General features: G+C 45.8%; 10 protein-coding genes. All 10 read right to left on the bottom strand.

Going from position 1 to position 16,810, the window contains the following annotated elements:
* Window position 1: 1 nt before the first annotated feature.
* Window positions 2–1,000 (bottom strand): biotin synthase BioB, encoded by a 999-nt coding sequence (gene bioB, locus ACO1R6_RS06080; RefSeq protein ID WP_486263078.1) that lies wholly within the window; start codon window positions 998–1,000, stop codon window positions 2–4.
* Window positions 1,001–1,156: 156 nt separating this feature from the next.
* Window positions 1,157–4,027 (bottom strand): AsmA family protein, encoded by a 2,871-nt coding sequence (locus ACO1R6_RS06075; RefSeq protein WP_486263076.1) that lies wholly within the window; start codon window positions 4,025–4,027, stop codon window positions 1,157–1,159.
* A gap of 631 nt (window positions 4,028–4,658) precedes the next feature.
* The gene (locus ACO1R6_RS06070; protein ID WP_486263075.1) at window positions 4,659–6,158 is read right to left on the bottom strand and encodes a SusD/RagB family nutrient-binding outer membrane lipoprotein; all 1,500 of its coding nucleotides are present in this window, start codon (window positions 6,156–6,158) and stop codon (window positions 4,659–4,661) included.
* A 27-nt stretch (window positions 6,159–6,185) separates the two neighbouring features.
* Window positions 6,186–9,545, bottom strand: a complete 3,360-nt coding sequence (locus ACO1R6_RS06065; RefSeq protein WP_486263073.1) for a SusC/RagA family TonB-linked outer membrane protein — start codon at window positions 9,543–9,545, stop codon at window positions 6,186–6,188.
* Window positions 9,546–10,040: 495 nt separating this feature from the next.
* Entirely contained in the window at window positions 10,041–11,144 is a 1,104-nt protein-coding gene (locus tag ACO1R6_RS06060; protein ID WP_486263071.1) for an FUSC family protein, read from the bottom strand.
* A gap of 118 nt (window positions 11,145–11,262) precedes the next feature.
* Window positions 11,263–12,459 carry an alpha/beta hydrolase gene (locus ACO1R6_RS06055; protein ID WP_486263069.1) on the bottom strand — a complete coding sequence of 399 codons (1,197 nt, stop codon included), beginning with the start codon at window positions 12,457–12,459 and terminating at the stop codon, window positions 11,263–11,265.
* A gap of 306 nt (window positions 12,460–12,765) precedes the next feature.
* Window positions 12,766–13,482 carry a 3-keto-disaccharide hydrolase gene (locus ACO1R6_RS06050; RefSeq protein ID WP_486263067.1) on the bottom strand — a complete coding sequence of 239 codons (717 nt, stop codon included), beginning with the start codon at window positions 13,480–13,482 and terminating at the stop codon, window positions 12,766–12,768.
* 344 nt (window positions 13,483–13,826) lie between these two features.
* A complete protein-coding gene (locus ACO1R6_RS06045) occupies window positions 13,827–14,432 on the bottom strand; it encodes a LutC/YkgG family protein (protein ID WP_486263065.1) in 606 nt (201 codons plus the stop codon).
* The gene (locus ACO1R6_RS06040) at window positions 14,425–15,816 is read right to left on the bottom strand and encodes a lactate utilization protein B (protein WP_486263064.1); all 1,392 of its coding nucleotides are present in this window, start codon (window positions 15,814–15,816) and stop codon (window positions 14,425–14,427) included. Before ACO1R6_RS06040 ends, ACO1R6_RS06045 begins: the two co-directional genes overlap by 8 nt.
* A complete protein-coding gene (locus ACO1R6_RS06035; protein WP_486263062.1) occupies window positions 15,809–16,552 on the bottom strand; it encodes a (Fe-S)-binding protein in 744 nt (247 codons plus the stop codon). The genes ACO1R6_RS06040 and ACO1R6_RS06035 overlap by 8 nt, the downstream gene beginning before the upstream one ends.
* Between the last annotated feature and the right edge of the window lie 258 nt (window positions 16,553–16,810).

Genomic DNA, 16,810 nt, shown 5'->3' with positions numbered 1-16,810 from the left:
TTTAATTAACCAGTTCGGTGGCCTCTTTAAAAGCTTTGCGGGGAGTTAAACCCAAAAGCTGGAACATAAGCTGATCTTCATTCACGCCCGGATTGGGCGTAGTTAATAATTTATCGCCGGAAAAGATAGAATTGGCTCCGGCCATAAAACACAAGGCCTGTTCGGGTAAACTCATTTCAGTACGACCCGCCGATAACCGAACCATGGTACGGGGCATAATAATGCGGGCCGTAGCAATCATGCGAATCATTTCCCAAACCGATACCCGGGGTTGATTTTCGAGGGGAGTGCCTGGTACCGGTACCAAAGCATTTACTGGCACCGATTCGGGATGCTCCGGCAAATTGGCCAGCACGTGCAGCATTTCAATGCGGTCTTCATCGGTTTCGCCTAAACCAATTATGCCGCCGCTACACACCGAAATACCGGCTTGTCGTACGTTCTCCAGGGTATTTAAGCGGTCGTCGTATTTGCGGGTAGTAATAATTTTATCGTAATGCTCGGCCGATGTATCCAAGTTGTGGTTATAGGCGTATAAACCGGCTTCTTTTAAGCGCTGGGCTTGGTATTCGTTTAACATACCCAGGGTGCAGCAAACTTCCAGTCCCAAATTATTTACTTTGGTAACTACATTTAATACCCGGTCAAAATCGCGGTTGTCGCGCACTTCGCGCCAGGCGGCGCCCATACAAAAACGGGTAGAACCGGCTTCTTTGGCTTTTTGTGCCGCCGCCAGTACGGTTTCCTCGGGTAAAAGGGCTTGTACTTTTACATCGGTATGGTAGCGGGCCGCCTGCGGACAGTACGCACAATCTTCGGGGCAGCCGCCGGTTTTAACCGATAAAAGGGTGCAAACCTGTACTTCGCTGCCCGTGTGGAATGTACGGTGTACGGTAGAGGCTTCGTACATTAATTCCAGCAACGGTTTTTCGTAAATATTTTTAATTTCTTCTAAAGACCAATTGGTTCTTATATCTGCTTGCAGGCTTTCCAGGCTCATATCTTTAAATTTTAGCACGACGAAAGTACGTAAGAAAAAAGTGCAAATGAAAATAATTTTGCTCTTACTGGTTTACCATATTCATCTGGCAAAAGATAACGGTAGTTAAGAATTTAACCTGTAAATATTTAAAGGTATTTACCAGGTGGCCGGCTTTTATCGTTGCATGGTAAAAACCGTATCAATTTGGTGCTGCCGGAGGTATTGGTTAAACTCCTGCTGCAAGGCTACCCGATTGGCTTCGCGTTCGCGCCGGTTACTCAGCTTTACTTTGTATTTGCTTTGTTCGCGGGTAATTACCAGGTGTTGTTTGCGGCCCTGCGTATTCAAAGACAAGGAGTCGGATTTTATTTTTTCGATGCGCCGCCGGTTGTTGCCAAATAAAACGTTAAAAACGTTAATATCCATGTTTAATTTGGCCCCGCCGCCCATGGCATATGTACCACTCATTTCAAATGCCGTCAGGTTGCTGTTGAGCGGCAAACGGCGGGTAATAAAGTAATTTTCCTTCATAATAAAAGACGTATTTACATCTTCGAAGTAAAGGTGTTGCGTGCGTTCTTTCCGCAGAAATTTTAAAGCATTCTGAATGGGTTCTACCTGAATTAATTCCATGTTTTTAAACCGGGCTTGCGCATAAGCAATGGTACCGGCAAAACTCGGCGAAAAGGTATTGTCGAGGGTAGTGGTTACATTTAAATTGCAATTGGCCGTGCCTTTGATATTCCGACTGCTCAATACGTCTAGTTCCATGCTTTCGGCCAGGGTAAACAGGCGTTGCAAATCTATATTACTTACCTCAGTGCGGAGTTTTACGGGTAAATTATTGCCGGGGGCATCCAGTTGCATTTCGCCACGGGCATCAATTTGTCTGCCTACCGCGTGCACCCGTAAATCCGATAATTTTACCCGGTGCCGGTTTAGGTTAGCTTGCAGGTTTAATCCAGTACCTTTTAGGTATAAATATTCCAGGCGGTTGGCCGTCAGATGCAAATCTATCAGGTAGTCTTCTTCTTTTAAGTACCGGTTTTTCTGAGTGGCACTAACCTGGGTTTCGGTTGCTGCCGGTTTTTGCGCATCGCGCTTTACAGCCGCTAAATCCAGCATAAATTGTTGCAGGTTTATAAAAGGATAATGCAGCTTTACCCGTAGTACCGGCCGCTGAATGCCGGCTTTGGTTAATACAAAACCGCCGTGGGCATTGGCCCGGCCGCCGCCGTTGGTTTTAAAACGCAAATGGGTTAAATCTATGCGCCGCCCTTTTTGATTTACCTGTACCTTAACCGCTTTTAGCTGTTCCTGGCCCGGCAAATTTATGTTGTTTATCTCTAAATTAACCTGGCTGCGTAAGCGCTGCAGGTTGTCTAAGTCGCGTTGTTCTGCTACCGGCGAATCCGGAACGGGTTGCATTTTTCCTGATTTTGTAGCACTACTGGTTTTATTCTGGTTTTTAGTAGGAAAGACGCTGGATTTGTCATTTTGTTCGGTCAGGCTTTCCAGATCTAACCAGTCGGAGTCTAAAGAAGCAGCAAAAATATCGGCTTTGGCAGTTAGCATACCGGGTGTTTGTAACAGGTAAGCCAAATAATTATTTATCGAGGCCGATAAACGAAAAGGTTGTCCGCCCACCTTGCCGCTTAATTTTTGCAATTGCAGCACACTGTTGGTAATGCGCAAAATACCATTTACCCCGCGGCAATTTACCGTTAGCCCTACGGGCCGGAAACTGGCATTTTGTACCTGCACCTGGCCTTTACCGCGCCAATCAGGTGTGCTGGCTTGCAGCGTATCGGGTAAGGTGCCGCTAAAGTCTATTTCGCCGGCCAACGAACCGCCGCCTACGGCTGTTAACGGCAATTGCACCAGCCCGGTAAGTTCGTTTAAAGATATTTGTCCCTGGCCCCGCAGGGCAAAAGCCGGCCGGATAAAATTATTTACTTCTAGCTGCACCTTTATTTGTCCGTCGCCGGTGCGGGCACTTAAATCTGAAATTCGAAACAAGCTGGTTTCGGGCCGATGTTGCGTGCCGTTATCCATATTACCCGTTAAGTTTACCGCTTTTATATACCTTTTGCTCAAGGGTAAATAAAACTGCCCGTTTTGCACCACAAAATCTATTTTATTACGCGGTGTTACCCGGGGACCGCTGGTGCCGGTAATGTGGTAAGTAAACCGCATGTGGCTGTCTGAAGTAATCCGTTGCAAAAATGGTTGGGCAGCCGGCGGCAGCAACTGCTTAAAAATATAAAGCATGGGCTGCTTACCTTTTAAAGTAAGATTTAAATCAGAACCCATACCCTGGGGCAACCGGATATGCCAACCACTAATGGCAATGCTATCCTGGTTTACAACGGCATAAGTTTGGTTAAAAAAGGCTTTTTTCTGGTTTAGCAAATATTGGTAGTGCAGGTTTAAGGTAAAAGGCCGATTGCGGAACATACGAACCCGTTTGTTGCTGATGTGCCCGATTGTACCGTTTAACAATCCTTTTAAAAATATTTGCCCTTGGTGCAGACGAGCATTTAAATTGGCTTCTTTAACCTTAAAAAGGTAAGCACTTTTTTTAAATTTATTCTGGCTGCTGATTTGGACATTACGCAGAATAATTTCCGGAATTAGAAAAGGCAATTTATTCCCTGTGGTATCGGCATTTGGGTTAGACCGGAACCGCAAACCGGCCTTGGTGCCACTGCTGTCTACCTGCTCGTAAAAATGTAGATCGTCTAAGGCAACGCGGTTAATTTTCAGGCGATCGGGCCGGAACTGGGTAAGCGGTACGGTAACACTGGCGCGCTTGAGTCTTAAAACCTGTACGGGTTTGGGACCAATGGTATCAATAATAGAAATATTACTGAAGGTGAAAGTAAGCCGCGGAAAATGTCGCCAAACTGAAATATTGGTTTCAAAAGGCTGTAAAACTAAATCTGATTGGTGGCTAAATTGTTCCCGGAGGTAAGCACCCGCTTTTTCGCGATATAAACGGGCAAATATTTCCAGGCCCAAAATGCCCAGAAATAGTAAAATCAAGAAACCGTATAGAAAGCCTTTGGTAATTTTATTCCTTAACATGTAAGTAGAGCAGTCGCGCTGATTTTATAAAGTGGCAACTTACCTATTTCTATTAACCAATTTGCCAGAATAAAGTTGATGCGACTTTAATTTTTACCAAAACCGGCTTGGATTAGTTCTGCTCCATACTGCTGCCTATAATATTTTAGATAATGAAGCTGTTTAGGGTTTTGTAAATGGTATTAGCATTTGCCCTTGCCGCATGTTTTCACCAGCAAGTAGTCCGGCAGAAGCTAAAATATTGGCGGTGATAACACCACCAATTGGAGCGGTTCCTGCTATTTTACAAAACACTAAACAAGTTCAATATGTATAAGAGATGAAGGTCTTTTTACGCTTATCGCTACATGACCTTAATCTCTTAAGCCCACATAACAATCGATAAAATAATAATATTTTACAGCCGCATGGCTAAAGAATATTTTTGCAAGTTCTAGTGACCTATAAAACAGAAGAGCCTGCTAATCACTTTTTAAATAATTAGCGGGCTCTTACCTAAATTAGAGTATTAGTAAATTACCTTCATTTGCAGGCTAAAAATATTGCCCAGGATTAAAGCTCAATATATAAATTTTAACCCTGGTAGTTTTTATCGTTTATCCCACCAAACTTTAGAAACATAAGAATCGCCGTTCGACATTCTGGCAACGGCGGCCTTGTAGTTATCTTCGTTTAGCAAAGCCTCCTGCGATGAATAAATGGTACGGCGCGGAATGGTGCCATTGGTAGAGCCGGCATTGGGGCCTGGTTGCAGGTTGGGGTAACCCATGCGACGCCATTCAATATAGGCTTCGTAAGACCGGCCAAATAATTGAATCCATTTCTGGGTTCCTATTTTTTCCAGCTTTTGTTCTTTGGTCAGGCCGGTAAAAGAAAGCTGACTGGCAAAATTGGCGGGCACAGTGGTAATATTATACGGTTCCTGCGTCAGGGCTGCTCTTACACCTGCCTGGTAAAAACCTTCGGCCTGCTCCGGCGTAGCACCCCAACCTTCCAGGGCCGCTTCGGCTTTATAAAATGCCACATCCGAAAACGAGTAAACAATACACGGAATGGCCGGGCTATAAGAACGGTTAAAGAACGTTTGGGTAGAAGCTGTTGAATAATCGTCCCGTACAATTGTTTTTAATATAGCATCGGTAAGGGCTACGCCAATGCCGCGGTAAGCCGGGGCCCCCGCCTTAACCGAATTGGCCGTAGGTTGGGCAATGCGGGGCAAACGCGGGTCGTTGGTAGTAACCAATTGCGCAACAAAAGGTGCGGCCAAATATTTCAGGTCGGGGCTACCGGCCAAAAAATGGTTTAAGATGGGGTGCACGTTGGCGTTAGTAGCGTTGTTGTAAGTAGGAATAGCCGCATTGTCGCTGTTACTTTCGAGTAAAGGCTGCCCCATGGCCTCGGTTACGGTCTTTTGCGCCAAAGCTGGATCGGCGTACCGAATACGCATGCCTAATCTTAATTTAAGCGAATTGGCGTATTTTTTCCACTTGTTTACATCGCCTTTATAATAGAAATCGGCGTTGCCGTAGCTGGCATCGCTTGGATTAAGTTGGGCCATGGCCGCATCAATATCCGCAATTAACGATTTGTAAATTGATTCCTGGGTATCAAAAGCCGGTTTGGTTTTGATATCAGCAATGCCCAAAGCCGATTCGGAATAAGGAACATCACCGAACAAATCGGTAAGGCGTTGCCAGAGCGAAATTTCTACAATTTTAGCAATAGCCAGTTTGGTGCGGCCAGCCGGATTCTCTTCCTGGCCTTTTAAAATATCGTTCCGGATTTGGGCCAGGTTCCGAATTAGAGTGTAATGGTTACTCCAGGCAGCGTTGTCGCTTTGTTCGATGTAGCGCGAACTGGATATTAATACCCCGCCGCCCCAGTGCTGAATCCAGGAGCCGTATTGGTTGTTCGGGTATTCTATGCCTTCGGCAAAGGCCGCATCTTTCTGTACTTTACTTAAAACCAAACCCGGATCGATGGAGGTTACAGAAGTGGGTGGGGTGTTTATTTTCTCAAAGTCTTTGGTACAGGCCTGCGTAAAAAGAACCACGCCGGTTAATACTATTGATTTAAATATGTTTTTCATGAAGGTAAATAAAAGCAGATGATAAAATTATAATTCAACATTCAGGCTTACGCCAAAATAACGCAACAAAGGCAGGGCCGTAGACTCTAAGCCTAAAGAAGAGTTACTTACGTTAAACGAAGACGCTTCCGGGGCAAAACCTTCGGTTTTGCGTTGCAGGTAAAACAGGTTGCGGCCATAAATACCAGCCCGGATACCTTTAAAAGGCGTGCGGTTTACCAGTGCCGAAGGCAAAGCATAATTAAGGGTTAGCTCCCGGAACATAACGTAGCTGGCATCGTTCAGCATTTCTTCGGGTACCACATTGTCTTTATCCGGCGCTACTACGTTCCAGTAATCCTGGGCCCGCACTTGCTTGGTATTCACTTGCCCGGTACCGGTCCAGGTGCCATCGGCCGATTTGTTGGCGACTACCCCATCGGCTACATAGGTGCCGTCGCGGCCGGGTAAAGTTTTTTTAATAGTACCGTAAACCAGTTCTTCGCGCAAGCTTTGGGAATAAATTTTACCACCCTGACTAATATCAATTAATGCCGAAAGGGCTAAGCCTTTGTACCGGAAACTGTTGTTAAAACCGCCTAACCAATTAGGCAACGCATTGCCAATTTCGTACAAAATTTTACCGTTGGTTTTTAAAGGCAAACCGGTATCCGGATCAATCAGGCGGTTGCCGTTCTCATCGCGCAGCCACTGAAAACCGTTGCCGATAATGGTACCAAAAGATTTACCAGGTTCGGCTACCACGTTAACGCCGCGGTCCGAGCCTAGAATATACCGATCTACGCCTTCGGCCAGCGAAACCACCTGGTTGCGGTTACGGGAAAAATTAAAGGTAGCATCCCAGGTAAAGCCCGAGCTGGTTTTTACTGGTGTTCCGTTTAAAGTTAATTCAATACCGCGGTTACGAATTTCTCCTGCGTTAATCCGGCGCGAGGTAAACGTACTGGAAGGAGGTAAGGGCACATCTAATATTTGGTTTTCGGTACTGGCGTTATAATAGGCAAACGCCAAACCGGCCCGGTTCTGGAAAATACGGGCTTCCACGCCTACTTCAACGGAGGTAGTAAGCTCATTTTTTAAGTTAGGATCCGGAATGGTAGACGAAAAAGAAGCCAGGGGTACGCCGCCGTGGGCATTCTGATCCAAAGAATAAGTGCCGGTTAACTGGTACGGCGAACCGGAACTACCCGCCTGCGCAACCGAACCTCTTAGTTTAAGGAAACTTAACACATTGCTCTGAATATTTAGGGCATCGGTCAGGACCAGGCTGGAACTAATAGCCGGGTAGAAAAACGAGTTATTTTCCGGCGAAAGGGTAGAAGACCAGTCGTTGCGGGCCGAAAAATCCAAGAAGAAATATTCTCTAAAACCTACCTGGCCGGATAAATAAACCGAATTGATGGAGCTCTCGGTTAAGCGGTAAATATAAGAGTTGATAAGCGTGTTGTTAATGGCGTATAATTTAGGCACAATAAATTCGGTACCGGTATTGCCCGTGGTGCGGGAATAAAATTTCTGGTGGCTAGCCCCCAGGTTTAAGCCTACCGAAAAATTATCGGAGAACTGGGGCGTTAAAGACAAAAGCACATCGCTGTTGTCTTCGCGGTTACGGGTAACTTGCTCCGAAATATCGCCGTTGCGGTTGGTGCTCTGGTAAGTGCCTATTTCGCGGTGCCGGTAACGCTGGTCGGTGTAAAAGTCGGTACCGGTTTTGGCGGTAAGTCTGGCCCAGTCGTTAAATTGGTAGCTCAGCCGGATTAAACCAATTAAGCGTTGCCGATCATCAGAATTATAGGTATGGTCGCGGGTCCAGTAAGGATTGGCCGTAGAGGAGTTGGTGGCGTAAGTTTTTTCCATACCCACAAACGGCACGGTACCATAACCCAATTGCTTGCTCACATCTTCGGCGGTCCAGGCTGAGTTAGCCAGAATATCCATGCCCATGCTGCGCGGTTGACTGATAAAAATATAGGCCGGATTGTCGCTGGCATCGGAAACAGTAGGCCGGTTAGCTCCTTTCTGGTCGATGTAATTGGCTTTGGCATCCAGTTCCAGTTTAGAAGTTATTTTGGCTACCGTTCTCAGGTTAATATTGTGCCGGTCTAAAGTATTGCCAGGCGTGTACCCGTTAATATTGGTATTGCCGTAGGACAGCCGGAAATTAATTTTATCGGTGCCGCCCTCTAAGCTTACATTATTCACCATTTGCGTTTCGGTGTTAAAAAACTTCTGAAACGTATTGGGCTGTGGCGTAAAGTTTAACACATTGCCCCACTGGTCTTCGTAGGTTTGGCCATCCATTCTGGGGCCCCAGCTACTGCGGGTAAACCGGTCGCGGCCACCGCTGGTTTTGGGCATACCTGGTATATTGCCGGCTTGCGCAGCGGCCCAGGTATAAATTTTGCCATCGTTGCCTCTAAAATGCGTAAAGTTGCCGTCCAGGCCCTGGCCGTATTCGTCCTGAAAATCCGGTAAAACCAAGGCATCACCTACCGAATAATCAATACCGTATTTTACGCCAATCCCTTTTTGCGCTTTACCCGATTTGGTGGTAATTAAAACCACCCCGTTACTGCCGCGTTGCCCGTAAAGCGCGGCCGCATTGGGCCCTTTTAAAACCGAAATAGATTCAACGTCTTCGGGATTAATATTTGAAATACCATCGCCGTAATCAATACCGCCGCTGCTGCTCGGTGAATTGGGGTTGCTATTATCCATGGGAATGCCGTCGATTACGTACAAAGGCTGGCTGTTACCAACCAAAGAATTATTGCCCCGGATTACAACTTTTGACGAGCCGCCTGCTCCATTAGCCGAACGGGTTACCTGTACCCCCGCCATTTTACCAGCCAGGGTAGTGGCCAGGTTGGCTTCTTTGGCCGTAGAAATGGCTTCGCCGCCAATTTCCTGCACCGAGTAGCCCAATGCTTTTTTCTCCCGCTTAATACCCAGGGCCGTTACCACCACTTCCGATAAAACTTGGGCATCGTTTTCTAAGGTGACCGTAATCTCGGTTTGGTTACCAACTGCCACTTCTTTGCGCACATAGCCCACGTACGAGAATACCAAGGTCGCGCCCGCATCATCCACCGCAATTTCAAATCTGCCAGATACATCGGTAGCTGTACCGCGGGTGCTACCCTTTACCAGCACGCTTACCCCAATCAAGGATTCGCCTTTTTGGTCTACCACCCGGCCCTTTACCATTTTATCAACGTTAGTCGGCAAAATCCGGGCGCTGGCTGTAAAGGTTTGCACCACTGGTTTTTTAACTAACAAATGATTGGGGCTAATAGCCGGTAGTGCCTGTGCAAATGCCAGGCTGGGCAAAGCAGTAAGCATTAAATTAATGCCAATTGCCCTAACAGAAAGTAATTTTAAATTCATAGATTATTTTAATAAAAAATATTATAGGTAAAATGGTAAAATTTGATTGTAAACGTAATCTGCCGGCACCGTCCTTTTTTGATTCTTGTTTAATACTCCCAAAGAATCATTCACAAAAACAAAATATTCCGTATAAACTGGTTCTAATTAGAGCAGCAGGTTGATGTGCTTTGTATTTAAAACCAAAATCCAGCAGGGGTGAAATGGCCCTTAAAACGTCATTTAATGGCTTGCCATTTTAAGGTGCTTTAAAGCCTGAATATACAATAAGGTTAATAATTAAGCTAATCTTTCAAAATTTAAGTTATTAAAATCTGGTGCACGTAAAACACTGACTTTATCAATAGAAATTACCCAAATTATAAGCCTGTGGAGTATTTAGTTAGTAGTTTTGGCTTGTAAAATGCGCTGCGGTAGACATTTACCAGGAGGACATGATTCCTTTAAAATCAACTAAAAATTAATATTTTTCTGGTTAAAATCAAATAATTAGGTCTAGATTTCTACTTTATCTTTGGTGGGCACGGGCGGCGCAAATGTGGGGGTCGGGCTGCCGGCTTCCGAAACTATCCGGCCCAAGTCGGTGAGAATGCTGCCAATATCGCGTAAGGTGGCCAGCGAGGTAATTTTATTTAAGTTCTGGAGGCAATGGTCCTGGGCCAATAATGCCTGGTGAATGGTGCCTTCTAAGTTTTTCAGGTTTTCTTCGGACGCCAGAATGGCCGTTTGCCCGTAAACCAAGATACAATCGGCGGTAGCTTCCATGGCTATTTGCAGACAATGGGCTTCGGGTTGGGAAAGCGGAATAGGCTTTTTCATTCTTAAATCGGACAGGCTGCGACGGATACCCCGAATCTGAATGGTTATCCGGACCAGTTGGTGAATGCCTTCGGTGAGCTGGGCCAGGCGTGCTCTTTTGTGTGACAGTAAAGGATTGTACTTTAGGCTTTGTTCGGCCAGTTCCAACGCTTTGCGGCAATTTTCTTCTTCTTTAAGCAAGGCATCTACTTCTGTCCGGCCGGTTTTAAGGCTGGTATCCTGTACGTTAAGTAAGCTGGTTAAACTTCTCAGGGTAGCGGCCGAAAGGTTACTATACGTATTTAAGCTACGCTCGACATCGGGTACGGCATTTTGCGGCACAATTAAAGCGTTAATGAGTACTGCAATGCCCGAGCCCAAAATGGTTTCGATAATCCGCTCGTAAGCATAACCTTCCTGGGTTTGCCCAAAAGCCAGCACCAGCAGCGAACTAATAGCCACCTGCGAAATTATTTGGTTATTCATCCGCAGGGCCTTGGCAATGGCCATACCAATTAAAATAATGAAGAAAATAGAGACGGCGCTAATCTGAAACCAATGCCCCAGTAACATACTGAGCAAAACGCCGCCAATAATCCCAATAATGCGTTGTGTGGCTTTGTCAACGGAATCGGCGACGGTAACCTGAACGGTAATAATAGCCGCTACCGTTGCAAAATATGGGTAATCGGAGTGCAGCAATTGGGTGGCAACAAACCAGGAAAAGGCTGCGGCAAAGGCGGTTTTAACTATCTGAAGGGTAAGGCCAAACTTGTTTAATATGGTTACAACTTTATTCACACGACAAGCTTACTGGGGTTCTGTTCCAAAGATTTCTATATAGTTTAACGCGAAAGAATTTTATTAAGTCCATTTCAGTTTTAAATAGACCAATAATGCTACTTTGTAGCAGTTAGAATTATTTTTTTGCGTACGATTTAAGCAGGGCGGTTACGGCTTCGTCGCCGACTACTGCCCGCGCCGGACGGGGGTGAGCGGTGCTAAAAACCCGCAGTACATCTGGCTTTTCTACGGTAATAAAACTTTCATCTATTTCGCCTTGGGCATTTTGTATGCTGGCTAAGTTAAGCTGCAGGTGTTGAGCCAGAAACGGGTAAACGCCTTTTCGTTTATTAGGCCCATAATCGTGGCCTTCGGTGGGTAAATGTATATTTTGGACCAGGTTTTCTTTGCCGTACAACCGGTAAATATTCTGAATATAAGGGTACTCCACTTCGGGCGTATTGTTAGTCCAGTCTTTACCGTCCGAAACCAGCAACATGGGCCGCGGGGCCGCTAAAGCAGCAATTTCAACGTTGCTGGTTTGGTGGTCGGTGCTTTTGTGGATGGGCATACCGCTTTCGCAGGTGCAGCCGCCAAAAAAGTAAGCCGATACCATTACTACCGGTACCGAAACAGAGATTCTTTTATCGAGAGCCGTTAACAAAAAGGTTTGGGTGCCGCCACCTGATTCGCCGGTTATCCCAATCCGGTTTTTATCGACACCCGGTAAAGAAAGTAAATAATCTACGGCCCGCCGACTGTTGTGGGTTTGAATTTGCAAGGCCAGGGGGTGTTTGTGCGTTGTTTGGGAAGCATCGGCAGTACCAATCATGTCGTAAGCCAGTACAATGGCCCCCATCCGGGCCAGCGCCGCGCAGCGTTTTTGCACAGATTCGCCAAAGCGTGGGTCGGGGCCGTGCCCATGCGGCGATAAAATGGCAGCATAAGATTTTTGGGCTTGTACAGGCCGGTACAAATTACCCGTTACAAATATGCCCGGCATACTCTCAAAGGCAATATTTTCTACGGTATAGCCATTATAGGTTCGTTTGCTGTGCGCAATGGGGTTTAGGGGCGTTTGGGTGGGTAAGCCAGCCAGGTTAGCTCCTTCAATAATTCCGCGCCGGATGCGGTCGGCCCGTTTCTCCCATTCTTTCCGGTTGTGGTAAGTTGCAGCAAATTTTTCTAGGGCGGCTTTGCCTTCGGCTTCGGTAAAGTAGCGGCCCTGGCACAGCAACTGCGGATCGTAAGCTTGCGCCAATGCCGTAGCGTTGTTTAATAGCATTATGCTCCAGAGCATTAGGAGTAAAGCATAAATATTGCTTCTTTTCATGGGAATATATTTTAGTAGCCAAATAAGCTTTTTGAAGAAGCGGGAACAGCGGTTGTCTCTATTATAAATAGAGATTTAGTGAAAAGGTATAAAGACAATATACATTTTATATCTTTTGAATATATGTCTTGTTTTTAAGATATAACGGATAAAGAAACGCTTTACTCTTCTTCACGATCATTCCGGAGGAGTTTAATCGATTACCTGCGGACAATATTATTCTGAAATTCTTGTAAAAGGACTTATTTAATTGAATTAGGCCAAATTTAAACATGTCCTTAGCTCCTAAAAAAAATGAACCTGATTTCATTCTCTGATTTTGGCAATCGGTGTCAGCAGCACTTTTCGGAATTCCACTTCGGCCCCTTCGGATTGTAAAGCAATCTGGCCTTGTTGGGCGGTGGCGTTAAACCCATGATTGACCATATCGTTATTTACCCAAACCTTAATATTATTGCCGACGCATTCAATTGTTAAGGCATTCCACTCGCCCAACGGTTTTTCGGAGCCATCGGTTAAGTTAGGAATGCGGCGCAGTTTATCGCCGTTTACGCCCCATTTTTCTTTTGGCCCGCGACGCTTTTCCATATCCGGTACGGAGATATCTTCCTGGATGCACCAAAAGTCGCCGGCATTCTGGTGCATCATTTGCACTTCTATCGATTTCGGAAACATGTCGTAAAGGGCGCGGGGCGTAGATACAAATACCAAGGCGCCACAATTACCGGGTTTGCCGGCAAAACGGTATTCCAGTTCGAGGCGAAAGTTTTGGTACTGGGCATCGGTTATCAGGTGGCCACCCGGCGAACCCAAACTAACCAACATGCCGTTGCGCACAATAAACGGGTTACGGGCCTTGGCGTCTTTATCCATCTCGGGCACATCTATGTGCCAGCCGGTTAAATCTTTACCGTTAAAAAGGCTTTTGGCTTTGTTTTTAGCTCCCTGGCGTAAAGGCCTATCCGGCAAAGTAAAGGCTACCAAGGTGCTTACTGCTAATAGTATAAGTATAATATTTTTCATAAAATATACCTTTGCCGTTGGGATGTCTTAAAATATTTAATCAGAAAGCGGGTACTGTTACTAATAAGATAGCCGTAATTATTTTCTTTTCTTTACCCGCGAGCGGATAAGAATAAAAAATAATAAAACCAGCGCAATAATAATGGGTATTTTCATGCAATGAAGTTAAGCAAAAAGGCCGGTTATGGCCTTCGCTAACAAGTTAAAATAAATATTACTATCAGCAAAATGTAACCGGTCCTTAAAAGGTAATATTTAAACCTGGCTTACACGGGTGTAAACCAGTTATAACCGATTTGGACGCCACCCCGTTGATAAACTTACCTAAGCAATTTTCGCGTAAATTAAAGGCTGTTGTTAAAATCCTCTACAATAAAGATATGGGCGCGTTTAGGACCGTGGGCACCAATTACCAGCGATTGTTCAATATCGGCGGTGCGCGACGGACCGGAAATAAATACCCCAAAATCGGGGAAAGGCAGGGGCAAAGCCGCATAGGCCTCGTGCATGGTACCTACAATTTTAGCGGCAGGTAGTACCAAAACCAGGTGTTCACAAATAAAAGGCAAAACCCGGGTCGGTAAATTTGCAACGGAAACCCAAATAGCTCCATTTTCGGCTACGCCCAATGAGCCAGCCACGATGGCCAGTTCCAGGTTTTGTAACACGTGCCCCGCGGCCAGAGCAGCGGTAGGAGCCAGGCCGTACGGAATACCCGGTACCGTATTTAAAAGGCGTTCAGTACCCGGGAAAGCTTTTTCTAGTTCCTGGCCTACCTGGTTTAAATCTTTTACCAGGTGCACCACGCCGCCTACGCCTTGTAAACTCTTGGTAAATAAATTTAATTTTTCTTCGGGGGCTACGGTGGCAAATGGTACGTTTTGGGGCAGGGGAACCGTGGCGGGTTTATTCCGGCGCACCTGGGTTAATATTTTTTCGCGGCTAGTCATTTTTCTTTTTGTTTTTGATGTACCAATCCCGGAAGCTTTCTTTGGGCGGCGCCGGCATTTCGCGTTGTTTCGCCCAGGGGTTAAACGTTCTATTATTGGCTAAGCCCGGTAGCAAGCGCATCATAAACCTTCCCGATTTACCGGCCACCCGGTATAATTTAGGATTAGATAAAACAGTAGCCATGGCTTTCATGCTTTGTTTTTTACTTTGCGGCACATACCCTTCGGCCGCCAGCACCTGACGCCATTGGTACAATTGGTTATGAATATCTATTTTAACCGGGCATACGTTGGTACAAGAGCCGCACAAGGTAGAGGCAAAAGGCAAATCGGCATTCTGGCGCATATCCATGTTGGGGGCCAGAATAGCCCCAATAGGCCCGGATATAGCATAATGGTAACTGTGGCCGCCGCTACGCCGGTAAACCGGACACGTATTAATACACGCCCCGCACCGGATACATTTAAGCGATTGGTAAAAATCGGGACGGCCCAACTGTACACTGCGGCCATTATCTACCAGCACCAAATGCATTTCCTGGCCGGGTGCCGGGCGGTGAAAGTGGCTGGAGTAGGTTGTAATGGGCTGGCCGGTAGCACTCCGGGCAAGTAAGCGCAAAAATACCCCCAGGTTCTCGGCTTTAGGTATTATTTTTTCGATGCCCATACAGGCAATATGCACTTTAGCCAGGTGCGCACCCATATCGGCGTTGCCTTCGTTTGTACACACTACAAAACCACCAGTTTCGGCAATGGCAAAATTAACCCCGGTTATGGCTAAATCTGAGGTTAAAAACTTTTCGCGTAAATGCTGGCGGGCCGCTTCCGTAAGATAAGCCGGGTCACTGGCTCCTTTTTCGGTTCCTAAATGAATATGAAACAGCTCGCCAACTTCTTCTTTGCGTTTATGGATACACGGCAAAACAATGTGGCTGGGCGGCTCCTGTGCCAGTTGTACTACCCGTTCGCCTAAATCGGTATCAATTACATCAATGCCATGTTCCAGCAAATAATCGTTCAGGTGGCATTCTTCCGTCAGCATCGATTTGCTTTTAACCAGCTTCTGAATATTGTTTTCCCGGATAATATTTAATACTATTTGGTTGTGCTCGGCAGCATTGGCGGCCCAGTGCACCCGAATACCATTAGCCAGGGCATTCTTCTCGAACTGCTCTAAATAATTATCTAAATTGCCCAGTACGTTTAGTTTTATTTGCGAGGCTGTTTCGCGCAGAAGTTCCCAATCGGGTATTTGCTTAGAAGCTACATCACGTTTTTGCCGGATAAACCAAAGGGCCTGGTCGTGCCAGTTGGCACGTTCTTCGTCTTTTAAAAACTCTTCGGCGGCAGTGGCGTGGTCGGGGGTGGGTTTAAGTTTATCCATGGGTTTGGCCGTTTAAAATTTCTGCAATATGAACTACCTTAACCGGGCTTTGCTGTCGGCGCAAAATACCTTCCAGGTGCATTAAACAAGATACATCGCCGCCGGTAATAAATTCAGCCTCGTGCTCTAGATGATCCTGCACCCGGTCTTTGCCCATTTTTACCGAAACGGCTTCTTCCGATACGCAAAAGGTGCCGCCAAAGCCGCAGCACTCGTCTTTGCGGTTTAAAGGTATTAGCTGTAGGTCTTTTACCATACTCAATAAATAACCGGGTTTGGAAAAATCTTCGGCCACCAACTCCGACATTTGGGTTAAATGCAAACCGCGCTGGCCGTGGCAGCTAATATGAAAACCTACTTTGTGCGGAAAAGAAGCCTCTAACTCTTTTACCTGTAGTACATCAGTTAAAAATTCGCAGAGTTCGTAAATGTGCCGGCGAATGTGCTGGGCGCCCGCCGGATTTTTAGCATCGTGCAGGTGGTCTTTTACGTGCAGTACACAACTCCCCGACGGCGATACAATATAATCGTACTGAGCAAAATTTTGAGTAAATAAAGCATCGCAGCCTTTGCTGTAGCTGGCAAAACCCGAGTTGGCCATGGGCTGCCCGCAACAGGTTTGGTTTAAAGGATAATCCACGTCTACCCCTAATTTTTCTAATAATTGCAGGGTGGCAATGGCTACCTGGGGGTAAAACTGGTCTACGTAGCACGGAATAAATAATCCTACCTTCATAAGCATTGCGCTGATTTAAATTACAAATTGTGGTGGTAGTTTAGTTAAGGTCATTCTCCATCAGCCAAGATAATATATTTTAAGATTGCGGCTGCGCTGGATGGCTTTCTTATTTAATAAAGGAATAATTCTTTACAAGCTGCTTTTAACTAAACCTTCGGTTACAAATAAAAAGAAAAGAGCTGTAGGGTAAAACCAATTTTTTAACCAGATTTAATGATATATTACCATAAATTTACCTTTTACCAGCCAGAACTG

The organism is Adhaeribacter sp. (assembly GCF_057359045.1).
This window is presented reverse-complemented; position numbering and strand designations above follow the sequence as displayed.